Here is a 22,258-nt window from a genome sequence, read left to right on the forward strand (position 1 = left end):
CGCGGGGTCGCCGCTCCGCCACCTTGCACCTGCATCGGACAGGGTGCCAGTCGGGGTGTGACCGCCACCACATGTCCGGCGACAAACCTACCGGCGAGCCTCCCTGTGCCGCCAATCCGGGTGCGCCTGTCCAGTCCCCTTAGGGTGACCGCCATGCCCGAGCACCGAGACCACCCGCCGAAGCGACTCGTGGCCGGCGCACTCGGCGTACTCGTCCTGATGGCTCTCCTCGTCGTCCTGCCCACCGCAGCGTCGTCGGCCGCCGGCCGCGGCGCTCCGCGCCCGATCCTGCGCGGCAACTTCGCCGACCCGGCCGTCGAGGCCTACGGCAAGGGCTACGTCGGCATCGCCACCGGCGTACGCGCACCGCGTGCCTGGACGCGTTCCGCGCAAGGCACCTGGACCCGCACCGGCCCGGCTCTGCGCCGGCTGCCCGGCTGGGCGCGCTCGGGTGACATCTGGGCCGCCGACATCCAGCGCGTGGGCGGCTGGTGGTTGCTCTACTTCTCCGCGCCGGTGGACGGTCTCGGCGAGTACGGCCGCTGCACCGGCGTGGCCCGGTCGCGCTCCCCGCAGCGCGGCTTCGTGCCGGTGGGCAGCACCCCGCTGGTGTGTCCGGCGTACGCCAAGGTGCCCGCCGCCCAGGACCAGCTGCTCCCCCGCGACCCCACCCTGCCGCGCGCCGGCACCATCGACCCTTCGGTGTACGCCGACCCGTCGGGCTCGCGGTACCTCGTCTACAAGACCGACCGGATCCCCTCGACGATCCGGATGGTCGAGCTCAGCGCCAACGGGCGCCGCGTGCGCACCGGCGCGGTCAGCCAGGAGCTGATGCGCTCGCCAGGTGTCATCGAGAACCCGGCGCTCGTCCACCGGCCGCAGGGCTGGGTGATGCTGCTGTCGGAGGGTGACTACACCCGGTGCAGCTACCGCACGCTGTGGTATCGATCGCCCTCGCTGCTCGACTGGACTGTCGTCGAGTACGGCACCCTCCTCGACACCGCAGGCACCCGCCTCTGCGGTCCTGGCGGTGCCGATGTCGCCGACGGACCCGGCGGCCACCAGCGGATATTCCTGCACGGCTGGACCTGCCACAACAACCCCCGTCCGTGCCGGGACGGCCTCGACTGGTCCAAGCGCGAGAAGCAGAAGGCCGTCCGATCGATGTACGCCGCCCGGTTGCGCTGGGACGACGGCCTCCCCCGGATCAGGGGCTGGCTCAAGCCGAGTTGAGCGCCGGTAGTCAGCCTCGGCCGTGCGGGGTCTCCCACCCGGAGAGGTCCGGGCCCCCGGGCACGATGCCGGTGGGGTTCACGTCCTTGTGCACGACGTAGTAGTGCTGCTTGATCTGCTCGAAGTCGACGGTGCTCCCGAAGCCGGGCGTCTGGAAGAGGTCGCGCGCGTAGGCCCACAGCACCGGCATCTCGGTGAGTTTGTTGCGGTTGCACTTGAAGTGCCCGTGGTAGACGGGGTCGAAGCGCACCAGCGTGGTGAACAGCCGCACGTCGGCCTCGGTGATCGCCTCACCCATCAGGTAGCGGCGGTCGGCCAGGCGCTCCTCGAGCCAGTCGAGTGCGTCGAAGAGGGTGGAGTACGCCGCGTCGTACGAGTCCTGGGAGCCGGCGAAGCCGCAGCGGTAGACGCCGTTGTTGACGTCGTCGAAGATCCGCCGCATCACCCGCTCCATCTCGTCGCGCTGGTCGGCGGGCCAGAGGTCGGGGGCGTCGGGCCTGTGGTGCTCGCGCCACTCGAAGAAGAGGTCCTCGGTGATCTGCGGGAAGTCGTTGGTGACGACCTTGCCGGTCGGTACGTCGACCATCGCCGGGACCGTGATGCCGCGCGGATAGTCGGGCACCCGGGCGAAGTACGCCTCCTGCAGCCGCTCGATGCCGAGCACCGGGTCGCGTCCGCCGGGGTCGAGGTCGAAGGTCCAGCTGTTCTTGTCGTGCGTCGGCCCGGGTGTGCCGAGCGAGATGACGTCCTCGAGGCCGAGCAGCTCGCGTACGACGATCGCGCGGCTCGCCCACGGACAGGCGCGGGCAGCCACCAGCCGGTAGCGGCCGGGCTCGACGGGCCAGCCGCCGGCGCCGTCGCGGGTGATCCGGTCCGGGAGGTAGCTCATGTCTCGGTCGAACCCGCCGGTCTCGACGTACGTCTGAGTCAGGTCATCGTCGCGGGCGCCCATGCACCCACTGTCCCAGACGAAACGGCGACGGTCGAAGCTTCAACCATCCGCCGCGCAGCGGGGAGCCGCGACTCAGGCGCGGTGCAGCTGCGGACGCGAAGGTGCGGCGGCGCGACGCTCGGCCTGCGCTGCCCGCGCGGCCCGGATCGCCTGCCGGCTGGCCCTGTGGCGCGACGTGGTGCGCTTGGAGCGCCCGATGAGCAGTAGCTTGATGTTCCGCATGATGACCCCCACAACGATGGCACGGGGCGCCCCTTGTGCCCCCGGACGTCCGGCCCCGAACCAGCGGACGCCACGAGCGTGCGCCAGCGATCGGCAGGCGTCACCGCGCCGGGCGCGACGTCCCCCAAATGCGGTAGCGCCTGTCTAGCGCACCACGATCGGTCGAAATCGCGCCCAGGCGAGGAAGCCGATGCCGACGGCCAGCAGGGCGAGCCCGGCCCACAGGTTGGCGTTCACGCCGCCGGTCTTGTCGGTCTCGTCATCGCCGAAGAGACCGACGGCGAGCAGGATGACGCCGTAGATCGACAGCAGCCCGCCGATGATGTTCGGGACCCTGCCTGCTCCCGCCTCTCCCCTGACGTTTCCAAAGAACTGTTTGCAAAGACTCCTTTGTCGTCGTACCGTGGCCGGGTGGACCTCTCCTCGATCACCCCCGGGCCGGCCGGACTGCGCGCCCTCAGCCACCCCACCCGGTTGCGGATGCTCGCGCTGCTCCGCATCGACGGGCCGGCCACCGCCACGACGCTGGCCGGACGCCTGGGGCTGAACACCGGCGCGACGTCGTACCACCTGCGGCAGCTCGCGCAGCACGGCTTCATCGAGGAGGACGAGACACGCGGCAACGCCCGCGACCGCTGGTGGCGTGCTTCGCACCAGTCCACGCAGACCAACCCGGCGGAGGCCACGACGCCGGAGGAGCAGGACACCGTCGACGGCTTCCTCCAGGCCGTCGCGATCATCTACACCAACCAGCTCCAGCAGTCACTCGAGGAGCGCCCGCTGCTGCCCAAGGAGTGGGACGAGGCCTCCACGATGAGCGACTGGAACGTGCGCCTCACGGCGGCGGGGGCGCGTGCTCTCAAGCGGCGGCTCGCCGCCGTGATGGCCGAGGTCGAGGAGGTCGACCGCGACACCGAGGGCGCCGAGGCCTTCACCGTCAACATCAACGCCTACGTCCAGCCCGGCACGTTCCGGAGCCGTACAACATGATCCGCCGCCCGCTCCACGGCTGGCTGCTGGCCGACGCGATCTCGCTCACCGGCACCCGGATCTCCATGATCGCCATCCCGTGGTTCGTCCTGACCACCACGGGTTCGGCCGCCCAGACCGGTCTCGTCGCCGCGGTCGAGGTGGCGCCGCTGGTGCTGTTCAAGGCACTCGGCGGGCCGGTCGTCGACCGGCTCGGCGCCCGCCGCGTGGCGGTCGGCTGTGACGCCCTGTCGTTCCCTGTCGTGGCCGCCATCCCGTTGCTGCACCACCTCGGGATGCTGACGTTCCCGCTGCTGCTGGCACTGGTGGCTGTTGCCGGTGGACTCAGAGGTCCGGGCCACGGCGCGAAGGGCGCGCTGGTCCCGGCGATCGTGGCGGAGGCGCACGTCCCGCTCGAACGCGCGACCGGTCTGCACGGGGCCGTCGAGCGCGCGGCGTCCATGCTCGGCGTCGCAGCCGCCGGCGGCCTGGTGGCCTGGGTCAGCGCGGCCAACGCGCTGTACGTCGATGCGGCGTCGTTCGCCGTGTCCGCGCTCGTGCTGCTGGTGAGCACCGCGTCGCTGCCGCGGGTCACGCCCGAAGCGCGCGACCCAGCGCCCTACCTCGTCCAGCTACGCGCCGGCTGGGACTACCTGCGCCACGACGCGGTGCTGCTCGGGATGGCCCTGATGGTCGCGACGACGAACCTGCTCGACCTCGCCTGGAGCGCCGTGCTGATGCCTGTGTGGGCCAGGGAGACCGGGGCAGGTGTCGCTGCGATCGGACTGCTGTTCGCGGTCTGGTCGGGAGCCTCCGCGTTGAGCGCCCTGGCCGCGGCGAAGTGGGGGCACCGGATCCCGCGCTTCGCGACGTACGTCGTGGCGTTCCTCGTGACCGGGCTGCCGCGCTTCGTGGCGTTGGCTCTGGGGGCGCCGCTGTGGCTGCTGGTCGGGATCTTCGCCGTGGGCGGGTTCGCCTCCGGCTTCCTCAACCCGATCCTCGGCGCCGTGAACTACGAGCGCATCCCACCCCACCTCGTCGGCAGGGTCACGTCGCTCGGCACCGCCCTGTGCTGGTCGCTGATGCCGTTCGGCGGACTCCTCGGCGGCCTGCTGGTCACCGGTGTGGGCCTCAACGCCGCGCTGCTCGTCGTCGGCGTGGCCTACCTGCTCGCAACGCTCACGCCGCTCGTCGTACCGAGCTTCCGGGAGTTCGACCGCAGACCCGAACCGGTCAATGACCGAAGCGCCTCGCCAGCTCGATGACGCGCTCGATGCTCTCGGGCTCGCCGATGGTGACGCGGGCGCCTTCACCGGCGAACGGGCGCACGGTGATGCCGATCTCCTCGGCAGCCGCGGCGAACTCACCCGTGCGCTCCCCCAGGGCGAACCACACGAAGTTGCCCTGCGCATCAGGCACCTGCCAACCGACGTCGCGCAGGCCCCCGACGAGCTCGGCCCGTCGGGCGACCAGGTTGTCGACGCGGGCGAGCAGCTCGGGCTCGGCCTTGAGTGACGCGATGGCGGCCGCCTGCGCGACACCGGAGACGCCGAAGGGCAGCGACACGGCGCGCAGTGCCCCGGCCAGCGGAGCCGGCGCGATGGCGTAGCCGACCCGGAAGCCGGCCAGCCCGTAGGCCTTCGAGAAGGTTCTCGTCACGATGACATTTTCGTGAGCCCGGTACGTCGCGACGCCGTCTACCGCGTCGTCCATGCGCACGAACTCGAGGTAGGCCTCGTCCAGCACGACCACCACATGCGAGGGAATCGTGGCGATGAAGGCGTCGAGCTCGCCCTGCGTCACCGACGGCCCCGTCGGGTTGTTGGGGGTGCAGACGATGACGACCCTCGTGCGCTCGGTGACCGCCGCCGACATCGCGGACAGGTCGTGGTGACCGTCGTCGCGGAGCGGCACCCGCACCGAGGTGGCCGCAGCAGCGGCCACCGCGATCGGGTAGGCCTCGAACGACCGCCAGGCGTAGACGACCTCGTCACCGGGGTCGCAGAACGTCTGCAGCAGCTGGTAGATCAGCGCCACCGACCCGGTGGCAGCCGCGAGGTCGCTCACCGGCACGCCTAGCTTCGCCGCGAGGGCGTCGTACAGGGCGGAGTTGCCCATGTCGGGGTAGCGGTTCATCTGCTCGACCGCGGCCAGCGCTGCCTCGATCACTCCGGGCAGCGGCGGGTACGGGTTCTCGTTCGACGACAGCTTGTACGACGTGAGACCCGGCCGCGGGGCGGGCGGCTTGCCCGCGACGTACGTCGGGATCTCGAGCACGTTGCGGCGCGGCGACGGGGAGGTGGGCGTCTGCGACATGCGCGTCACCCTAGTGCTGCGCGCGGTGCCGCCACGGACGCAGGACCAGCATCAGCGCCAGCCCGACAGCGAACCCCATCACCGAACCGGAGACGTTGTCGACCACGTCGGTGATGTCGCAGGCCCGGTCGATGCGGGCCAGCTCGAACTGGGTCTTCTCGATCAGCAGGGAGTAGCCCCCGAGGCAGACCAGCCCGAGCGGGGCGAGCACAAGCCCGGCCCGCCACCGCGAGACCGCCAGCACGAGGAAGGCGCCGGCCGGTATGAAGAGCAAGGTGTTGAGGGTGCGCTGGCCGCCCTGGAGGATCCAGAAACCGTCGGGCGCCGGGCCGCCGTAGTCCATCGAGCACTCGGGCAGCCGGGACTCGATGGGCACGACGCCGATCGCGGCCTCGGTGGGCAGCAGGGTGACCAGTCCGATCACGACGACCGACCACGCGAACCCAGCGGCCGACCAGGCGGTGACCCAGCCGACGCGGCGCTGGGCGACCAAGGCGATCAGGGCCAGCACGAGCGCGGACACCAACGCTCCCACCACCATGCTGCTGGTGCCCTCGAACTCCGCCACGGCGCAGAGGCTACCGAGCGTCAGGGAGCGAGCCCCTCCAGCAGGTGCGCGAGCATCGGCCAGAGCACCTGCTCCTCCGGGCGATCCACCACCCCGGCGAAGCCGGTCAGCTCGAGCATCACGAAGCCGTGCAGCGCACTCCAGAACTGGGCGGCCACCACCTCCGGCGCATCGGCGCGCAGCGCGCGGGCATCGATCGCCCTGGCCACCCCTGCCACCAGCTGCTCGAACGCCTGGTGGCTGACATCGGAGTCCTCACGCGGGAAGCCGGCCACACTGGTGGAGCCGAACATCACGCCGTACAGGTGCCGGTTCTCCATCGCGTTCGCCCTGTACGCCGCGGCCATCCGGCGCAGGTCGTCGACCGGGTCGTCGGTGGCTTCGACCGCCGCCACGTGGTCGATCAGCCTCCGGAACCCCTCGGCGGAGACCTCGGCCACCAGGCCGGCCATCCCGCCGAAGTGCGTGTAGACCGCCATCGTCGAGGTGTGGGCATCGGCCGCCAGCCGCCGCGTCGAGAGAGCAGACGGGCCTTCCTCGCCCAGGGTTCGCGCGGCCTCCTCGATAAGGCGCTGCCGCACGTCGGGCTGGTCCGTGGAAGTCACCCTCGACATCCTGCCATAACATCGTTATCGTCCATTGATAACAGCGTTATAGGGAGACGTCATGACCATCACCACCACCCGGACAACCACCAGCCGCTACCTCCAGGACGACTTCGCCCCGGTGCACGAGGAGCACACCACCACCGCGCTCGCCGTGACCGGGGTGCTGCCAGACTTCCTCGACGGCCGCTACCTGCGGATCGGCCCGAACCCCGTGCACGACCCGGGAGAGAACTACCACTGGTTCCTCGGGGCCGGCATGGTGCACGGCGTGCGGCTGCGCGACGGCCGCGCCGACTGGTACCGCAACCGCTGGGTGCGCTCCCACGACGTCGCCACCGAGCTCGGCGAGCCGGTGCGCGGCACGCCCGGCGCCAGCGACTTCGCGGCCAACACCAACGTCCTCGAGCACGCCGGACGCACGCTCGCGCTCGTCGAGGGCGGCTCCCCGCCGTACGAGCTGACGGCCGAGCTCGACACGGTCGGGCCGTGCGACTTCGGCGGCACCCTGCCGCAGACTGCGGGCGGCTCGGGCTACACCGCGCACCCGCACGAGGACCCCGAGACCGGCGAGCTGCACGCGGTCTCCTACCGCTGGACGCGCGGCAACCGGGTGGACTACTCGGTGCTCGACACCTCCGGGCGGATCCGGCGCAGCGTCGAGATCGAGGTGCACGGCAGCCCGATGATGCACGACTTCGCGCTGACCGAGCGACACGTCGTGATCTACGACCTGCCCGTCACCTTCGACGTACGACGCGCGACCGCCGACGTCCCGCGGCTGGCGCAGCCCGTGGTCCGGGCGGCGCTGAACCGGGTCATCGGCCGCAACCCGCTTCCGGAGCCGGTCATCGCGCGGGTCGCCCGCGGAGGCAGCGGTCCGGCCACGCTGCCGTACTCGTGGAACCCCGACTACCCGGCTCGCATCGGGCTGCTGTCGCGCGACGGCGATGGCTCGGACGTGCGCTGGTTCGAGATCGACCCCTGCTACATCTTCCACACCCTCAACGCGTACGACGACGGCGACAGCGTCGTCGTCGACGTGATCCGGCACGCCAAGATGTTCGCGACCGTGCTCGACGGGCCCAACGAGGGCCCGGCGACCCTGACCCGATTCGTCCTCGACCTGACATCCGGGCGGGCCACCGAGCAGCGCTTCGACCAGCGAGCGCAGGAGTTCCCGCGGCACGACGAGCGGCTGACCGGGCGGCGGCACCGCTACGGCTACGCCGTGGGCTTCGAGGACGGCGTCACCGGCGATGCCGTCATCCGACACGACCTCGCCGCGGGCACCCACCAGGTGCGGAACCTGGGGTCGGGCAGGCAGGCCAGCGAGTTCTGCTTCGTCCCTCGGCCGGGCAGCGCGGCCGAGGACGACGGCGTGCTGATGGGCTACGTGCACGACCTCGCGACCGGGCGCAGCAGCCTCACCGTGCTCGACGCGGCCACGCTCGAGGACGTGGCCGGCGTCGAGCTGCCCGGCCGGGTGCCGGCCGGGTTCCACGGCAACTGGGCGCCGACCGCTACGGGATGACGACCTCTCCGCCGACCACGACGGGCAGATCGCGGCCGATGGTGACGTCGAGCGGGTTGGTCAGGCAGCGGATGGAGCCGCCGCCCTTGTGGAACTCACCGAGCTCGAGGAGCAGGATCTCGAAACCCCACTCCTCGAGCTGCGCGCGCGTGGAGTCGGGGCAGGCCGGCATCAGGATCGTCTTGCCGAGAACGATCGAGTTGGCGGCGAACGTCTCCAGGGCGTCGGTCTCCGAGAGGATCAGCGGCTCGGGCACCAGCTCGAGCAGCGCAGCAGCGGAGGCCTCGTCGAAGGCGGCCGGGCAGACGATCGCGCGGCGCTCGTCGAGGGGGCAGAACGCGAGATCCAGGTGGTACATCCCCGGGTGGGTGATGCGGAATCCGCGCACCCGGACGTCGAGGTCGGTCGCGAGGTGCTTGAGCGCGAGCTCGTCGCTGCGCGGGCCGTAGCCCACGACCAGCGCGTCGCCCCAGGCGAACGCGTCGCCGGCCTCGAAGTGCGCGCCGACGCCTTCGCGGCCGACGTACGACGTCGCATAGCCGAGGTCGGCGAAGAACGGCTGGGCGCTGCCGGTCTCCATGCGGCGCTCGGCGTGCCGCATGTGCGACATCACCATCGAAGGGCCACCGTCGGGGCGGACCATGGCCAGGCCGAGGTTCATCGCGTAGACCATGTCGGGGGCGTCGTCGCGCTGCTCGAGCACCTCGACGGCGCCGCCGTTGTCCTCGATGGCGGCAACCAGGTGATCCCACTGGTCGCGGGCGAGCAACGGATCGGGCTGGTCGGCGAGATCCATGAACGGGTTGATCCGGTAGTCGACCCGGAAGTGGTCGGGACGCACCATCGCGTAGTGCTTGCCCCACGTCAGCTCGGTCATTGAATTCGCCTCCTCGTGGCGTTGGATTGTCAGACAATCTGACAACATCGTGAAGTGTGACCGACTCCGCGGGACGAAGCAAGCCGAAGGAGCAAACTCGCACCGCTGGGGAATGATGTGCGCATGGCAGACCAGTTCGCGTCCCTCGGCATCGAGCAGAGCTCGACCGTCGACCGGGTCGCCGACGAGCTGCGCCGGGCGGTCTTCGACGGCGAGCTCGAGAGCGGTACGCCGCTGCGCGAGGTCGCCATCGCGGAGTCGCTCGGGGTCTCCCGGCCCACGGTCAGGGAGGCGCTGGGCATGCTGGTCGCCGAGGGCCTGGCCACCCGGGAGCCCAACCGCGGCGTGGCCGTCGCCGAGCCCGACCCGGAGTCGGTGCACGACGTGTGCCGCGCCCGCGCGGTGCTCGAGGTGGCCGGCGTACGCCACTGGCACGAGGCAGGCGAGGAGGCCCGCGAGCGGGTGCGCGCGGCGCTGGTCGCCTACACCGGAGCGGTAGCTGCAGGGGCGTCGTACCAGCAGCTCAACGAGCGACACCTGGCCGTGCACGCGTCGTTCGTCGGGCTGCTCGGCTCGACCCGGCTCGTCGCCGTGGCCGAGAGCCTCAGTGCCGAGCTCAGGCTCGCGCTCGCCCAGATCGACCGGATCCGCCGCAACGCCCACGATCAGGCCGGCACCCACACCCACCTCGTGATGATGCTCGAGCGCGGCGACGTCGACGCCGCAGCCGACGACCTGGCGCACCACCTCGCCGCCGCGGAGGTCGCGATCATCGCGGCACTGGGCGCAGCGCCGCCCCGGTGACCGCTCCCGCCAGCCGCATCGTCGGTGTCGACGTCGCCCGCTGCCTCGCACTGCTCGGCATGATGGCGACCCACATCCTCGCCACGGTCACCGCCGGCGGCGAGTCGAGCACCAGCCACGTCATCGCGTCGGGGCGGGCCTCCGGCCTCTTCGCGCTGCTCGCCGGGGTGTCGCTCGCGCTCGTGACCGGCGGTTCGACGCCGCACCACGGGCGTCGGCTGATGGGCGAGCGCGCCGGCATCGTCGTACGCGCCCTGCTGATCGGCTTCATCGGGCTGCTGCTCGGCGCCCTACCGACCAACATCGCGATCATCCTCGTCTATTACGCGGTGCTGTTCGTGATGGCGCTGCCGTTCCTCGGGCTGGGGTGGCGGCCGCTCGGCGTACTCGCTCTCGTCTGGGCCGTCGCCGGTCCGGCGGTCAGCCTCGTGCTGCGGGACGGCATCGAGTCACCCACCCGGATCGTGCCGTCCTTCGAGCACCTGGTTGCGCCGGGTGACCTGGCCCAGAGCCTGCTGCTGACCGGCTACTACCCGGCGATGGGCTGGTTCGCCTACCTGCTGGCCGGGCTCGCGATCGGCCGCCTCGACCTGCGCCGGCTCGCGATCGCCGCGCGGCTGGCGGTCGTCGGGGTCGCGGTGGCCGCCGTCACGTGGCTGGTGTCGGCCGACCTCACTCGCGACGCTGCCGTACGCCGCGCGCTGCTGACCACCGACGAGGGCGGGGCCACCACATGGTCGCAGCTGCGGATGCAGCTCGACCAGGGGTCCTACGGCACCACGCCCACCGGCTCGTGGTGGTGGCTGGTGCCGATCGGCCCGCACTCCGGCACGTCGTTCACGCTGCTCCACACGATCGGTTGCTCGATGGCGGTGCTGGGCGTCGCCGTGCTGGCCGCGCGGGTGGCCCCCCGGGCCTGGTCGGTGCTGTTCGGGGCCGGCGCGATGACGCTGACGCTCTACTCGCTCCACATCGTGCTGCTCACCCCCGAGATCCCGCCGAAGGAGATCCCGTCGAGCTACCTGCCCCAGGTGGTCGTCGTACTCCTCACCGGGGCGGCGTACGCGCTCGCCCGACATCGCGGGCCGCTGGAGACCCTGGTCGGCAGCCTCAGCAAGGCCACGGCCGAAAGCCGCTGGTTGAGGAAGGCGCGCTAGCGCCTGTCTCGAAGCCGAGGCGGCTGGATCGACGGTCCCCACTAGGGTTGCGCGCATGCGCTTCGTGACCTGGCTGCTGTCGACAGCCGCGGCCGTCGCGATGGCGTCCTGGCTGCTCGACGACATCTGGCTCGACGGGCCCACCATGGGCATGGACGAGGTCCGGGGGAAGATCGTCCCGCTGCTCCTGGTCTCGCTGATCCTCGGCGCCGTCACGGTGTTCGTGGAGCCGGTGGTGAAGTTCCTGTCGCTGCCGTTCATCGTGCTGACCATCGGCCTGTTCCTGCTCGTCATCAACGCGCTGATGCTGATGCTGACCGCCTGGATCGCCGACCAGCTCGACATCGGCTTCCACGTCAAGGGGTTCTGGGCCGCCCTGCTGGGGTCGATCGTCATCACGGTCGTCAACGGCTTCATCGACATCGCCGTCCTCGAGGACGACTGAGGCTCGAGATGGCCGACGTACCCCCGCCGACCGGGTCCGGTCCCTACCGGATCGCCCTGGTCTGCCTCGGCAACATCTGCCGCTCACCGATGGCGCACGTCGTGCTCGATGCGACGCTGGAGTCGGCCGGACTGGCCGGTCACGTCGAGGTCACGAGCTCCGGCACCGGCGACTGGCACGTCGGCCAGCCGATGGACGACCGAGCCGCGGCCGCCCTGATCGGCGGCGGGTACGACGGATCGGCGCACCGCGCGCGGCACTTCGACGCGAGCTGGTTCGACCACGACCTCCTGCTCGTGATGGACGAGGACAACCTGCGTGACGTGCTCGCGCTGGGCGGTGGGGCCGACCGGGTGCGGCTGTTCCGCGACTTCGACCCGGTCGACCCGGGGAGCGAAGTTCCGGACCCGTACTACGGTGGTGAGGACCGCTTCAGGGAGGTGCTGGCCATGGTTGAACGCACGAGTGCGGCGCTCGTCGCCGCCCTCCAGGCTGCCCGCATCGGCGCGGGCTCATGACCCGACAGCCGCTCGTCGCCCGCCGGGCCGAGGACCTGATCGGCGTCTCGGTCGTCAGCACCGCCCCGGTGGCCGGCGGCGACATCGCCACCGCCACCCGGCTGCGGCTCAACGACGGCACCACGGCGCTGATGAAGACCTTGCCGCACGCCCCCGACGGCTTCTTCGAGGCCGAGGCCGCCGGCCTGCGCTGGCTCGGCGCCGTGCCCGACGGCGTGCCCGTGCCCGAGGTGCTGGGGGTCGACCAAGAGTGCGTGGTGCTCCGCTGGGTAGAGCCCGGCAAGACCACGCTCGACGCGGCCGCCGACTTCGGGCAGCGGCTGGCGGTGACACACCTGGCCGGCGCCTCGTCGTACGGCGGCGAACGTGACGGGTTCATCGGCAAGCTGCCGCTGCCCAACCGCACGGCGCCGTCGTGGCCGGAGTTCTATGCCACCCGGCGGGTGCTGCCCTACCTCAAGATCGCCCGCGACCGGGGCGCCGTCACCGACGTCGACGCCGCGGCGGTCGAGGCGATCATCGGCAAGCTGGCCGCGCTTCTGCCCGAAGAAGCGCCCGCCCGCGTGCACGGCGACCTCTGGAACGGCAACTGCCTCTGGGGCCTCGACGGGCGCGTCCACGTCATCGACCCCGCGGCGTACGGCGGCCACCGCGAGCTCGACCTGGCCATGCTCGCGCTCTTCGGGCTGCCGCACCTGCCGCGCGTGATGGCGGCGTACGACGAGGCGACGCCGCTCGTCGCAGGCTGGGAGGACCGCCTCGCGATCCACCAGCTGCACCCGCTCCTCGTGCACGCGTGCCACTTCGGTGGGTCCTACGGCTCCCGCGCTGCCGATCTCGCCCGTCGTTTCGGCTGACCCTCCGGGTAGTCCAGTCGCAACTTGTCGCCTCGGATGCCGGATGGCGACAAGCTCCGACTGGACTATCTCTCAGGCATGGTTCAGGCGCGACTGGCAGCATGGAGTCGTGCCCAGCCCTGCCACCCCCACGAGCCCAGCCCCGCGCGTCCTCGTCGTCGACGACGACCGGGCGGTACGCGAGTCCCTGCGCCGCAGCCTGGAGTTCAACGGGTACGCCGTGGCGCTGGCCGCCGACGGGGCCGAGGCGCTGGCCGGCATCGCCGCCGCCGCGCCCGACGTCGTGATCATGGACGTGATGATGCCGCGGCTCGACGGGCTCGAGGCCACGCGTGCGCTGCGGGCCGCCGGCAACGACGTGCCGATCCTTGTGCTGACCGCCCGCGACGCCGTGGGCGACCGGGTCGAGGGGCTCGACGCCGGCGCCGACGACTACCTCACCAAGCCGTTCGCCCTCGACGAGCTGCTCGCGCGGCTGCGGGCGCTGCTACGCCGCGTCGTACCCCACGACGACGACCCCGACGAGGCGCTGAAGTTCGGAGACCTCAGCATGGACGTCGCCACCCGCGTCGTACGCCGCGGGGAGCGCTCGATCGAGCTGACCCGCACCGAGTTCACCCTGCTGGAGATGTTCCTGCGACGGCCGCGGCGGGTGCTGGAGCGCTCGTTCATCCTCGAGGAGGTGTGGGGCTACGACTTCCCGACGACCGCCAACTCGCTCGAGGTGTACGTCGGCTACCTGCGCCGCAAGACCGAGGCCGAGGGCGAGCCCCGGCTGCTGCACACCGTGCGCGGCGTGGGCTACGTCCTCAAGGACGCGTGAACCTTGCACAGCCTCCAGGACGGCCGCTGGCACTACCGCCGATCCCTCGCCAGCCGCGTCGCGCTCCTGACGACGCTCGCAGTCGGCCTGTCGGTCGCCGCGGTGGCCCTGGTCGGCTACCTCACCGTCCGCATGCAGATGCAGTCGACCCTCGACGAGTCCCTGCTGGGGCGAGCCGAGGCGGTGGCCTCGAGCGGGGCTCTCTCGCGGATCACCCAGACGGTTCCGATCCCGTCCGAGGCTCTCGGCGCAGCGGACATCCGGATCATCTTCATCAACGAGCAGGGCAACTTCCGGTCGGCCGACGACCTGCCGCCCCTGGCCCTGGGCCGGTCGGAGGTCGACGTCGCGGCCGGCAAGACGGCCCACTCGATCCGCACCATCAGCGCGGCCGGTGACCGGTGGCGGGTCGTGACCGTGCCCACCGAGCCCGGTCAGGCGATCGTCGTCGCCCAGTCCCTCCAGCCGCAGATCCTCGTGCTTCGCAAGCTCGGCCTCGTCCTCACCTTCTTCGGGATCGCCGGCGTGGTCGCCGCCGGGTTCGCGGGCTGGGGCGTGGCCCGCAACGGCCTGCGTCCCGTACGCCGCCTGACCGACGCCGTCGAGGACATCGCCCGCACCGAGCAGCTCACTCCCCTGGCGGTCGAGGGAGACGACGAGGTGGCGCGACTGGCGACGAGCTTCAACCAGATGCTGATGGCGCTGTCGGCCTCCCGCGATCGGCAGCGACAGCTGGTCGCCGACGCCGGACACGAGCTGCGCACGCCGCTCACCAGCCTGCGCACCAACATCGACCTGCTCACCCAGGCCGGCGACGGCCTACCAGCCGCCGCCCGCACCGAGCTGATGTCCGACGTACGCGCCCAGACCGAGGAGCTCACCACCCTCGTCGGCGACCTGGTCGAGCTCGCCCGTGACGAGCCGATCGACCACGTCGTGGAACGCATCGACCTCGCTGAGGTCACCGAGCGGGCGGTCGCCCGGGTGCGACGCCGCGCGCCGGCGGCCACCTTCGACGTCGTACTCGAGCCGTGGCCGGTGCGCGGCGAGTCCGCGGCCCTCGAGCGCGCGGTGACCAACCTGCTCGACAACGCCGCCAAGTGGAGCCCGCCCGACGGCACCATCACGGTGCGGCTCGACGACGGTGTGCTCACCGTCGACGACCAGGGCTCGGGCATCTCCGACAACGATCTGCCGCACGTCTTCGAAAGGTTCTACCGCTCCGAGGAGTCGCGCTCGATGCCCGGCTCCGGCCTGGGGCTCTCGATCGTGCGCCAGGTGGTCGAACGGCACTCCGGGGCCGTCCGCGCCGACGCCTCACCGACCGGTGGTGCCCGGGTCTCGATGTGGCTGCCGGCCGCCTCAGCCTGACCTCCCAGGATCCAGACGCAGCGCGGCCTCGAGGGCGTGCGCCTTCCACCACGACTCGGCCCACTCCTCGCGTACGTCGGAGCGCACGGTGATGCCTCCACCCGTGCCGAGCAGCCAGCGACCGTCGCCGGCGGTCATGAGTGACCGGATCACCACACCGAGGTCGGCGCGGCCGTCGGCGCTGACCCAGCCGAACGCGCCGGCGTAGACACCGCGGGGAGTCGACTCGACGTCGCGGATGATCTCCATCGTGCGCAGCTTCGGCGCCCCGGTCATGGAGCCGGCCGGGAAGAGCGCACGCAGCGCGCCCATGCTCGACACGTCGTCGCGCAGCTGCCCCCGGACCGTCGAGACGAGCTGGTGCACCGACGCGTACGACTCCACCTGCATCAGCGCCGGCACCTCCACGCTGCCGGGTTCGCACACCATCGACAGGTCGTTGCGCAGCAGGTCGACGATCATCAGGTTCTCGGCACGGAACTTAGGGTCCGCCGCCAACAGGTCCCGCTGCTGCTCGTCCTCGACGGGCGTGCGACCACGCGGCGTGGTGCCCTTGATCGGCTTGGTCTCGATGGTCCGGCCGGCGCCGATCAGCGCGTACCTCTCCGGCGAGGAGCTCAGCAGCCACGCCCGATGGCCGGGCAGGTCGTGCTGGAGAAACCCGGCGTACGGCGCGGGGCTGGCCTGGCGGAGCCTGCGGTAGACGTCGACGGGCTCGGCCGTCGATCGGCGCTCGCGGCGGTAGGTCAGGTTGACCTCGTAGGAGTTGCCGGCGTGCAGCGCCTCCTGCACCACCGAGTACGCCGCGTCGTACTCGTCGGGCACTGGAGGCTCGTCGCCCTGCGGCGGCCGGCTGCCGGCGGCCGGGCTGGGGTCGTGGTCGAAGAGGCGCACGTGCCGGGCCCGCATCCACACCGCGTCGGGCAGCCCCGGCCCGGTGCTTGCGGGCAGGTCTGGGCGGGCGGCGTAGCCGAGGTAGCCGAACCACTGGTCGTCGGCGCCCCCGGTCGCCAGCTCGTGCTCGAGCACCTCGAAGACGTCGTCGCCGACGACCAACGACTGCCCACGAGCGTGCCGCGAGACCGTGCCGCGGCCGGCGTCGTACGTCAGCGAGACGTCGTCGTCGTCGAGCCAGCCGACGATCGAACGGCGACCCGACCACTCCCGGGCGCCGCCGCCGTCGAGCCAGAAGCAGCGCGGATTCCGGGCCGCGATGCCGGTGAAGAACTCCTCCGGGCCCGTCATCGCAGCCCCAGGAAGTTGGCGACCAGCTCGGCGCCGTACGTAGACAGGATCGACTCGGGGTGGAACTGCACGCCCTCCAGTGGCAGCTCGCGGTGCCGCACGCCCATCACCACACCGTCCTCGGACCACGCGGTCGCGACCAGGTCGTTGGGCAGGTGGACCGCGGCCAGCGAGTGGTAGCGCACCGCCTCGAAGTCCTGCGGCAGCCCCGCGAACACGCCCGCCCCGTCGTGCCGGATCCGCGCCACCTCACCGTGGGCCGGCTCCACCCGCTCGACCTTCCCGCCGTACGTCGTGACGAGTCCCTGCATGCCGAGGCACACGCCGAGCACCGGCCGGTTCGCCTGCCGCAGCAGGTCGGCGCCGACCGAGAAGTCGGCCGCGGTGCCGGGGTGGCCCGGGCCAGGCGAGAGCACGATGTGAGTGAACCCGCTCAGCGCCTGGACCGTCGTCTCGTCGTGCTGCACCACGTCGGGAAGGCGACCGGTGACGCCGGCGACCAAGTGCACCAGGTTCCAGGTGTAGGAGTCGTGGTGGTCGACGACGACGACTTCTGGCACGGGCTCAACGTAGCCGCTGGTTGAGGTGCGAGGAGCGCCAGCGCTTGTCCTGAGGTGCGAGCTTGCGAGCCTCGAAGGGACGAGCCTCGACCAGCGGACGTCAGCGGGTCAGGTCGCGGCAGGACGAGCTGACAGCCGCACCCCGGGTCGCTGTGGCACACCGATCGAACGCCTTCAGCTTGCCCATCAACACGTCGACCTCGGGCTGGAAGCGCGGCGTGGCGAAGTCGTTCTTCTTCTCCCACGACCGCTTCTTGTAGGAGTAGAACTCGAAGCCGCGCTCGATGCCGCCGGCGCTGGGGTCGAGGTCATAGCTGATCAGCAGGCCGGTGCGGCTGCGCACCGCGACGTACGACGGGATGCGGCTCAGCTCGTCGCCTGTGAACGCCTGGTCGGGGTCGCTGCCGTTCGTGGCCGAGGTGTGCTCGAAGAACACGAAGTTGCGCTCGACGGAGCCCGAGTTCTTCAGCGACGGCACCAGCGAGCTGCCGGAGCGGTAGCGCGGCGACTTCACCCCCGCAAGGTCCTCGAACGTCGGCGCCAGGTCGATGTTGTTGGTCAGCTCATCGCGCTTGCCGGGGTCGACGCCGGGCCCGGAGATGATCAACGGCACGCGCACGTCGGTGTCGTAGGCCGTGCCCTTGCCGCGACCGAGGCCGAGCTGACCGAGGTGGAAGCCGTTGTCGGAGGTGAGCACGACGTAGGTGTCGTCGCCCACGGCCTTGATGATCTTGCGCAAGGTGCGGTCGACCGACTGCGCCATCTGCGCCCGCGAGCGCAACGAGTCGACGTACGCCGCGGTCGACAGCCGGTCGGGCAGGGTGTTCCATGCGGTCGCGGGCTTGCCGTTGCGGCGCCGCGGCCGGTTGTCGGCGCGGTTGTCGCCGAAGCCGGACAGGTCGGCGGTGGTCAGCTTGCCGCACGGGACGCCACAGTTGCCGTCGGCCTTGCCGCCGCCCGCGCGGTCGCGGAACATCGGCGGGAAGAGCGGGTCGCCCGGGTAGGCGCCCTCGGCGTTGACTCGGCTGTGGGTGGCGTACGGCGCCACCTCGAGGAAGTACGGCGACGACTCGTCGCGGTGGGCGCGGATGAAGTCGAGCGCGTAGTCCTCGACGATCTCGCCGGCGTACGCGTCGTCGAGCACCTCGGCCGTCGACCCGATCGGCGGGGCAGGGTGGGAAACCAGCCGCAGCTGTCCCTCGGTGATCGTCGTGCTGTCGAAGCCCCACCCGTCGTAGGCAGACCCGAAGACGACGTTGAACTGCGACCAGCCCGGCGGCACCGGCGGCACGGGCTTGCGGCCGGGCACGTACTCGTACTCGTTGAGGTACTTGCCGACGAAGCCGGTGGCGTAGCCGGCGTCCTGAAGCCCGACGTTGAAGCTGCGCTCGCCGTTGCCGTAGGTGTCGAACGCCTCCCAGCCACCCGTCGGCCCCGACGTCGTGGGGCCGGCGGCGGTGTTGGTGCGCACACCGGTCTGGTGGGGGTACTGCCCGGTGAAGATGCTGCTGCGCGAGACGCAGCACAGCGAGTCGACGACGTAGGAGTCGGGGTACGACGCGCCCTTGCGCGCCAGCCGGCGTGCACCCTTCATCGTCTGGAGCAGGTCCATGGAGAAGTCGTCCATCAGCACGAACACGATGCTGGGGCGCTCGGCGAGGGCTTGCGCGCGCGGAGCCTGCTCCGTCCTGGCAGCGACAGCCTGCGCATGGGACTGGTCGGAGACCGGTCGAGAGGGATCAACGGCCGATTCGGGGCGAACCCCGACCATGCCGCAACCCGCAAGCAACGCCGAGCCGGCCGTCAGGCCGATCAGCGCTGCGATGCCCCCGTGACGTCGCATGTTGCGGTGTCCCCCTCGAAACCGGTCTCCACACAAGTAGACGCGGCGAACCCCGAAGAGGTTGCCACCGAACCCGAACTATTTTGGATCAGTTTCGAGAGGGAGGCGCGATGGGCGCGCCGACGAGGTCCCGGACCAGGTCGTGGATGAGGTCGCGACCGTGCTCGGTGAGGATCGACTCGGCGTGGAACTGGATGCCTCGGTAGTGCGGCCCCCGCACCAGGTGGATGTCGCCGGTCGCCTCGTCGGCCTCGACGCTGACCCCCTCGGGCAGCGGCCCACCCGTCTTGGCGACGAACGTGTTGTAGAAGCCGACCCGCTCGACCCGGCCGTCGATCCCGACCGGTGACTGGGTGCCCTGGAACACGATGTCCTTGAAGTCGAGCGGGATGCCGAGCCGGTGGCAGAGCGCCTGATGACCCAGGCATACCGCGAGGAACGGCTGGCCGCGCTCGAGCAGCCGGTCGACGGCCGCCCGCATCCGCTGCATCTTCGGGTCGGCGTCGTCGCGCGGGTCTCCCGGCCCGGGTCCGACCACGACCAGGTCGAAGTCGTCGAGCGCGCCGTCGACGTACGCGTCGTGCCGGATCACCTCGCTGGTGAGTCCGAGCACGCCGAGGACGTGGCGCAGCATGTTCACGAAGTCATCCTCGCCGTCGAGGATGCCCACCCGCTGGCCGGCGAGCGACGGGTCGGGCGGGGCGCCGGCCTGGTCGGTCAGCCAGAACCTGCTGAGCCGCCGGTTGCGGGCGTTCAGCGCGAGCAGCACATCCTCGTCGTTGACGAGCTCCGCGATGTTCACGCTCGGGGTGGGCGCCGCGGGCACCAGCCCGAACGCGCTGAGGATGCCGCCGGCCTTGGCATGGGTCTCCGCGACCTCGTACGCCGCGACGGAGTCGCGCACAAGCGTCGCTCCTGCGGTGACGGTGAGGCTGCCGTCGAGTCCGACGTCGGCCGTGCGGATCACGATCGGGCTGTCGACCACAGGCCCGCCGGCAGAGTCACGGCCGAGGATCGCGAGCGCGGCGCCGTAGTAGCCGCGGCCGACCGACTCGTACTGCTTGATCAGCCGACACGCGTTCTCCACCGGCGAGCCCGTCACGGTGGCGGCGTACATCGTGTCGCGCAGCACCTCGCGCGGGTCACGGGTGGTGTGGCCGGCGAGGAGGTACTCGGTGTGCACGAGGTGGGTCATCGGCTTGAGGAACGGGCCGAGCACCTGGCCGCCCTCGGTGCAGATGTCGCACATCATCTTGAGCTCTTCGTCGACGACCATGAAGAGCTCGTAGATCTCCTTCTCGTCGCGGAGGAAGTCGAGCAGTCGGGTCCTGAGGTCTCCGGTCTGTCCGCCGGTCGAGCCTGTCGAGACCCGGAACGTGCCGCTGATGGGGTTCATCCGGACGTCGCCGCCGTGGATGCTCACGTGCCGCTCGGGGCTGGCGCCGATGAGGTAGCGGTCGCCGGTGAAGAAGACGTAGGTCCAGTAGGCGCCGCGCTCGCGCTCGAGGAGCCGACGGAAGACCGTGAGCGCCTTGCCGGCGTCCCAGTCGGCGACGGTGGCCCGGTAGTGCCGTCCGATGACGAGGTTGGCGCCCTCACCCTGCCCGATCTCGTCGCGGATGATCGCGCCGACGAGCTCGGCGTACTCGTCGTCGTCGGTCTCGAAGCCACCCCGGTCGGCGAACTCCACGCCGGCGTCGTCGATCGCGTCGATCACCTCGGCGACCGAGAATTCCAGCTCCGACTCGATGTCGACGACGACCAGCGGGGTGCCGTCGTCGTGAGCCTCGAAGCCCCGCTCGCGGACCTGCCGGAACGGCACGGCCAGCAACCGGTCGGCGATGTGCCCGTCTGCAGGCACACCCTCCTCGAGGGGTACGTCGAGGATCGACTCGACCACCCGGCGGGCGCCGCCCACGACACCGACGGTGTCGCGATCACCGGCGCGGGTCGAGCGCCGGATGATCGCCCACGCCTCGTGCGCCTGGATCGCCTCGATCGCGGCACGGGCAGTGAGCGGCTCGGTCATGCCCGAAACCCTAGGCCGTCAGAGCCTGGGCTCCGCCAGGCTGTCCGCGAACCGATCAAGGCGTCTCAACGGTCCCGGTAGGAGGGCAGGGCCCGGCGGTCACTCGTCTGGCTGCTGGTCGTCCTCATGGCGTTCCGAAGGAACGTCGAGCGTTCCCTGCTGCTCGCGGGCCGCTCGGGGCTGGGCGTCCTGCTCCAACTGTAGGAGCGCGAGTTCTTCAGCCAGGGTCTGGGTGCGCTCCTCCAGCCGTCCGATCTCGTAGCTGTGCTGCATGCTCACGATCAGGAGCAACATGCACGCACCAAAGAAGAGCAGGTTGGCTGGAACGGCAATGCCGAAGAGCTGGGCAACCCATGCCAACAGGCCAGGTGCCACAGCAAGAACTACCGTGGCGATCGCCACGAGAATCCACAGGGCGGCGTACTTCTCTCGCAAGCGGCGCCGCCGCAGCATCTCGAAGACCACCACGATCGTGACCGCGGCTCCGAACAGGCCGAGCGCCACGTTCGCCGTCACGGCGCCAGCTCAGAATACGAGGGGGCTGCGCGTTGTTCTGCAGGGAATCCTCGGGGCGTTGCCTCGATGGCAGCGGGCCACCGACGCACCAGGGCGAGTCCGAGCGCCATCACCGCACGCACGAGGTAGAGACCGGCACGAAACGGGCTCTGGCTTGCCTGTCCTCCCTGGCGCGGGCGCATGCGGACGGGCACCTGGGTCACGGAACAGCCGACTCGCATGGCAATCACCAGAGACTCCACAGTGTCGCCCAGGTACTCAGCGGGATAGTGGGCCGCGAAGACCGTGGTCGCTCGCAGGTTTGCCGCACGGAACCCGCTCGTGACGTCCGTGAGACGTGTGCCCGCCATCCGAGACAGGACGGCGGCCAGCATTTTCATAGCCCAGCGACGAGGGCCGCGGACCGAATAGTCCCCCTCGCCGGCGAACCGGGCACCGACCACGATGTCGGCATGCTCCAGCCCCGCCAGAAGTGGCACCAGGTAAGCCGGATCGTGCTGCCCGTCTGCATCGATCTGCACTGCGACCTGATAGCCGTGACGCACGGCATAGCGATAACCGGCCCGCATGGCTCCACCCACACCGAGGTTGAAGGGAAGACGAACGACGGGAACACCGGCGGCGATTCCGACCGATGCCGTTGCGTCGGTGGAGCCGTCGTCGATGACCAGGATGTGCAGATGCGGATGGGCGCGGCATAGCTCATTCAGAGTCCCCGCGAGAGCGGCTTCCTCGTTCCACGCCGGCACGATGACGAGGACGTCAGACAGATTGAATGAGAGGCTGGGCATCTGGTGCATCATATGTTCCACAC

23 protein-coding genes are annotated in these 22,258 nt (G+C 70.8%); 11 read left to right on the plus strand and 12 right to left on the minus strand.

Annotation, left to right across the window (positions count from 1 at the left end; genetic code table 11):
* Positions 1–153: 153 nt before the first annotated feature.
* Positions 154–1,233 carry a family 43 glycosylhydrolase gene (locus tag H4Q84_RS11865; RefSeq protein ID WP_248579303.1) on the plus strand — a complete coding sequence of 360 codons (1,080 nt, stop codon included), beginning with the start codon at positions 154–156 and terminating at the stop codon, positions 1,231–1,233.
* Positions 1,234–1,243: 10 nt separating this feature from the next.
* Here the strand turns inward: H4Q84_RS11865 and H4Q84_RS11870 are convergent, their stop codons facing one another.
* Together H4Q84_RS11870 and H4Q84_RS11875 are read right to left on the minus strand one after the other, a co-directional pair.
* Positions 1,244–2,185 (minus strand): glutathione S-transferase C-terminal domain-containing protein, encoded by a 942-nt coding sequence (locus H4Q84_RS11870; protein WP_248579304.1) that lies wholly within the window; start codon positions 2,183–2,185, stop codon positions 1,244–1,246.
* A gap of 72 nt (positions 2,186–2,257) precedes the next feature.
* Entirely contained in the window at positions 2,258–2,407 is a 150-nt protein-coding gene (locus tag H4Q84_RS11875) for a hypothetical protein (RefSeq protein ID WP_248579305.1), read from the minus strand.
* 411 nt (positions 2,408–2,818) lie between these two features.
* Here H4Q84_RS11875 and H4Q84_RS11885 point away from each other — a divergent pair, with 411 nt between their 5' ends.
* Positions 2,819–3,397, plus strand: coding sequence for a helix-turn-helix domain-containing protein (locus H4Q84_RS11885; protein ID WP_248579307.1), 579 nt, complete (start codon positions 2,819–2,821; stop codon positions 3,395–3,397).
* On the plus strand, positions 3,394–4,641 hold the full coding sequence (locus H4Q84_RS11890) for an MFS transporter (RefSeq protein ID WP_248579308.1): 1,248 nt from the start codon (positions 3,394–3,396) through the stop codon (positions 4,639–4,641). The genes H4Q84_RS11885 and H4Q84_RS11890 overlap by 4 nt, the downstream gene beginning before the upstream one ends.
* Here the strand turns inward: H4Q84_RS11890 and hisC are convergent.
* From hisC to H4Q84_RS11905, 3 genes are read right to left on the minus strand one after another with little or no spacing between them, the layout of a single operon-like run.
* Complete coding sequence (hisC, locus tag H4Q84_RS11895) at positions 4,610–5,692, minus strand: histidinol-phosphate transaminase (protein WP_248579309.1); 1,083 nt, start codon at positions 5,690–5,692, stop codon at positions 4,610–4,612. The two genes, H4Q84_RS11890 and hisC, sit on opposite strands and share 32 nt — an antisense overlap.
* A gap of 10 nt (positions 5,693–5,702) precedes the next feature.
* On the minus strand, positions 5,703–6,260 hold the full coding sequence (locus H4Q84_RS11900; RefSeq protein WP_248579310.1) for a VanZ family protein: 558 nt from the start codon (positions 6,258–6,260) through the stop codon (positions 5,703–5,705).
* A gap of 20 nt (positions 6,261–6,280) precedes the next feature.
* The gene (locus H4Q84_RS11905; RefSeq protein WP_248579311.1) at positions 6,281–6,865 is read right to left on the minus strand and encodes a TetR/AcrR family transcriptional regulator; all 585 of its coding nucleotides are present in this window, start codon (positions 6,863–6,865) and stop codon (positions 6,281–6,283) included.
* A 61-nt stretch (positions 6,866–6,926) separates the two neighbouring features.
* Between H4Q84_RS11905 and H4Q84_RS11910 the strand changes: the two genes are divergently transcribed.
* The gene (locus tag H4Q84_RS11910; protein WP_248579312.1) at positions 6,927–8,399 is read left to right on the plus strand and encodes a carotenoid oxygenase family protein; all 1,473 of its coding nucleotides are present in this window, start codon (positions 6,927–6,929) and stop codon (positions 8,397–8,399) included.
* Here H4Q84_RS11910 and H4Q84_RS11915 read toward each other — a convergent pair.
* The gene (locus tag H4Q84_RS11915; protein ID WP_248579313.1) at positions 8,389–9,276 is read right to left on the minus strand and encodes an arginine deiminase-related protein; all 888 of its coding nucleotides are present in this window, start codon (positions 9,274–9,276) and stop codon (positions 8,389–8,391) included. The two genes, H4Q84_RS11910 and H4Q84_RS11915, sit on opposite strands and share 11 nt — an antisense overlap.
* Positions 9,277–9,399: 123 nt before the next feature.
* Between H4Q84_RS11915 and H4Q84_RS11920 the strand changes: the two genes are divergently transcribed.
* The 7 genes from H4Q84_RS11920 to H4Q84_RS11950 all read left to right on the plus strand — a co-directional run bounded on the left by H4Q84_RS11920 (position 9,400) and on the right by H4Q84_RS11950 (position 15,251).
* Positions 9,400–10,080: a GntR family transcriptional regulator gene (locus H4Q84_RS11920; RefSeq protein ID WP_248579314.1), complete on the plus strand. Its 681-nt coding sequence runs from the start codon at positions 9,400–9,402 to the stop codon at positions 10,078–10,080.
* Positions 10,077–11,237 carry a heparan-alpha-glucosaminide N-acetyltransferase domain-containing protein gene (locus H4Q84_RS11925; RefSeq protein ID WP_248579315.1) on the plus strand — a complete coding sequence of 387 codons (1,161 nt, stop codon included), beginning with the start codon at positions 10,077–10,079 and terminating at the stop codon, positions 11,235–11,237. Before H4Q84_RS11920 ends, H4Q84_RS11925 begins: the two co-directional genes overlap by 4 nt.
* 55 nt (positions 11,238–11,292) lie before the next feature.
* Positions 11,293–11,682, plus strand: coding sequence for a phage holin family protein (locus tag H4Q84_RS11930; RefSeq protein WP_248579316.1), 390 nt, complete (start codon positions 11,293–11,295; stop codon positions 11,680–11,682).
* Positions 11,683–11,690: 8 nt separating this feature from the next.
* Positions 11,691–12,200 (plus strand): low molecular weight protein-tyrosine-phosphatase, encoded by a 510-nt coding sequence (locus tag H4Q84_RS11935; protein WP_248579317.1) that lies wholly within the window; start codon positions 11,691–11,693, stop codon positions 12,198–12,200.
* Positions 12,197–13,057: a fructosamine kinase family protein gene (locus H4Q84_RS11940; RefSeq protein ID WP_248579318.1), complete on the plus strand. Its 861-nt coding sequence runs from the start codon at positions 12,197–12,199 to the stop codon at positions 13,055–13,057. The genes H4Q84_RS11935 and H4Q84_RS11940 overlap by 4 nt, the downstream gene beginning before the upstream one ends.
* Before the next feature lie 109 nt (positions 13,058–13,166).
* Positions 13,167–13,880, plus strand: a complete 714-nt coding sequence (locus H4Q84_RS11945) for a response regulator transcription factor (protein ID WP_248579319.1) — start codon at positions 13,167–13,169, stop codon at positions 13,878–13,880.
* Between the two features lie 3 nt (positions 13,881–13,883).
* Positions 13,884–15,251: a sensor histidine kinase gene (locus H4Q84_RS11950; protein ID WP_248579320.1), complete on the plus strand. Its 1,368-nt coding sequence runs from the start codon at positions 13,884–13,886 to the stop codon at positions 15,249–15,251.
* On the opposite strand, the gene H4Q84_RS11955 is transcribed toward H4Q84_RS11950, so the two are convergent.
* From H4Q84_RS11955 to H4Q84_RS11980, 6 genes are all read right to left on the minus strand, one after another.
* Positions 15,243–16,496 (minus strand): anthranilate synthase component I family protein, encoded by a 1,254-nt coding sequence (locus H4Q84_RS11955; RefSeq protein WP_248579321.1) that lies wholly within the window; start codon positions 16,494–16,496, stop codon positions 15,243–15,245. The two genes, H4Q84_RS11950 and H4Q84_RS11955, sit on opposite strands and share 9 nt — an antisense overlap.
* Complete coding sequence (locus H4Q84_RS11960) at positions 16,493–17,056, minus strand: aminodeoxychorismate/anthranilate synthase component II (protein WP_248579322.1); 564 nt, start codon at positions 17,054–17,056, stop codon at positions 16,493–16,495. The genes H4Q84_RS11955 and H4Q84_RS11960 overlap by 4 nt, the downstream gene beginning before the upstream one ends.
* A 100-nt stretch (positions 17,057–17,156) precedes the next feature.
* Positions 17,157–18,899 (minus strand): sulfatase-like hydrolase/transferase, encoded by a 1,743-nt coding sequence (locus H4Q84_RS11965; RefSeq protein WP_248579323.1) that lies wholly within the window; start codon positions 18,897–18,899, stop codon positions 17,157–17,159.
* 88 nt (positions 18,900–18,987) lie between these two features.
* The gene (locus tag H4Q84_RS11970) at positions 18,988–20,928 is read right to left on the minus strand and encodes an anthranilate synthase family protein (RefSeq protein ID WP_248579324.1); all 1,941 of its coding nucleotides are present in this window, start codon (positions 20,926–20,928) and stop codon (positions 18,988–18,990) included.
* A gap of 99 nt (positions 20,929–21,027) precedes the next feature.
* The gene (locus H4Q84_RS11975; protein WP_248579325.1) at positions 21,028–21,444 is read right to left on the minus strand and encodes a DUF2304 domain-containing protein; all 417 of its coding nucleotides are present in this window, start codon (positions 21,442–21,444) and stop codon (positions 21,028–21,030) included.
* Positions 21,441–22,235 (minus strand): glycosyltransferase family 2 protein, encoded by a 795-nt coding sequence (locus tag H4Q84_RS11980; RefSeq protein ID WP_248579326.1) that lies wholly within the window; start codon positions 22,233–22,235, stop codon positions 21,441–21,443. Before H4Q84_RS11980 ends, H4Q84_RS11975 begins: the two co-directional genes overlap by 4 nt.
* Positions 22,236–22,258: the final 23 nt, after the last annotated feature.

This window comes from Nocardioides sp. InS609-2, from assembly GCF_023208195.1.
Taxonomy (GTDB): domain Bacteria; phylum Actinomycetota; class Actinomycetes; order Propionibacteriales; family Nocardioidaceae; genus Nocardioides.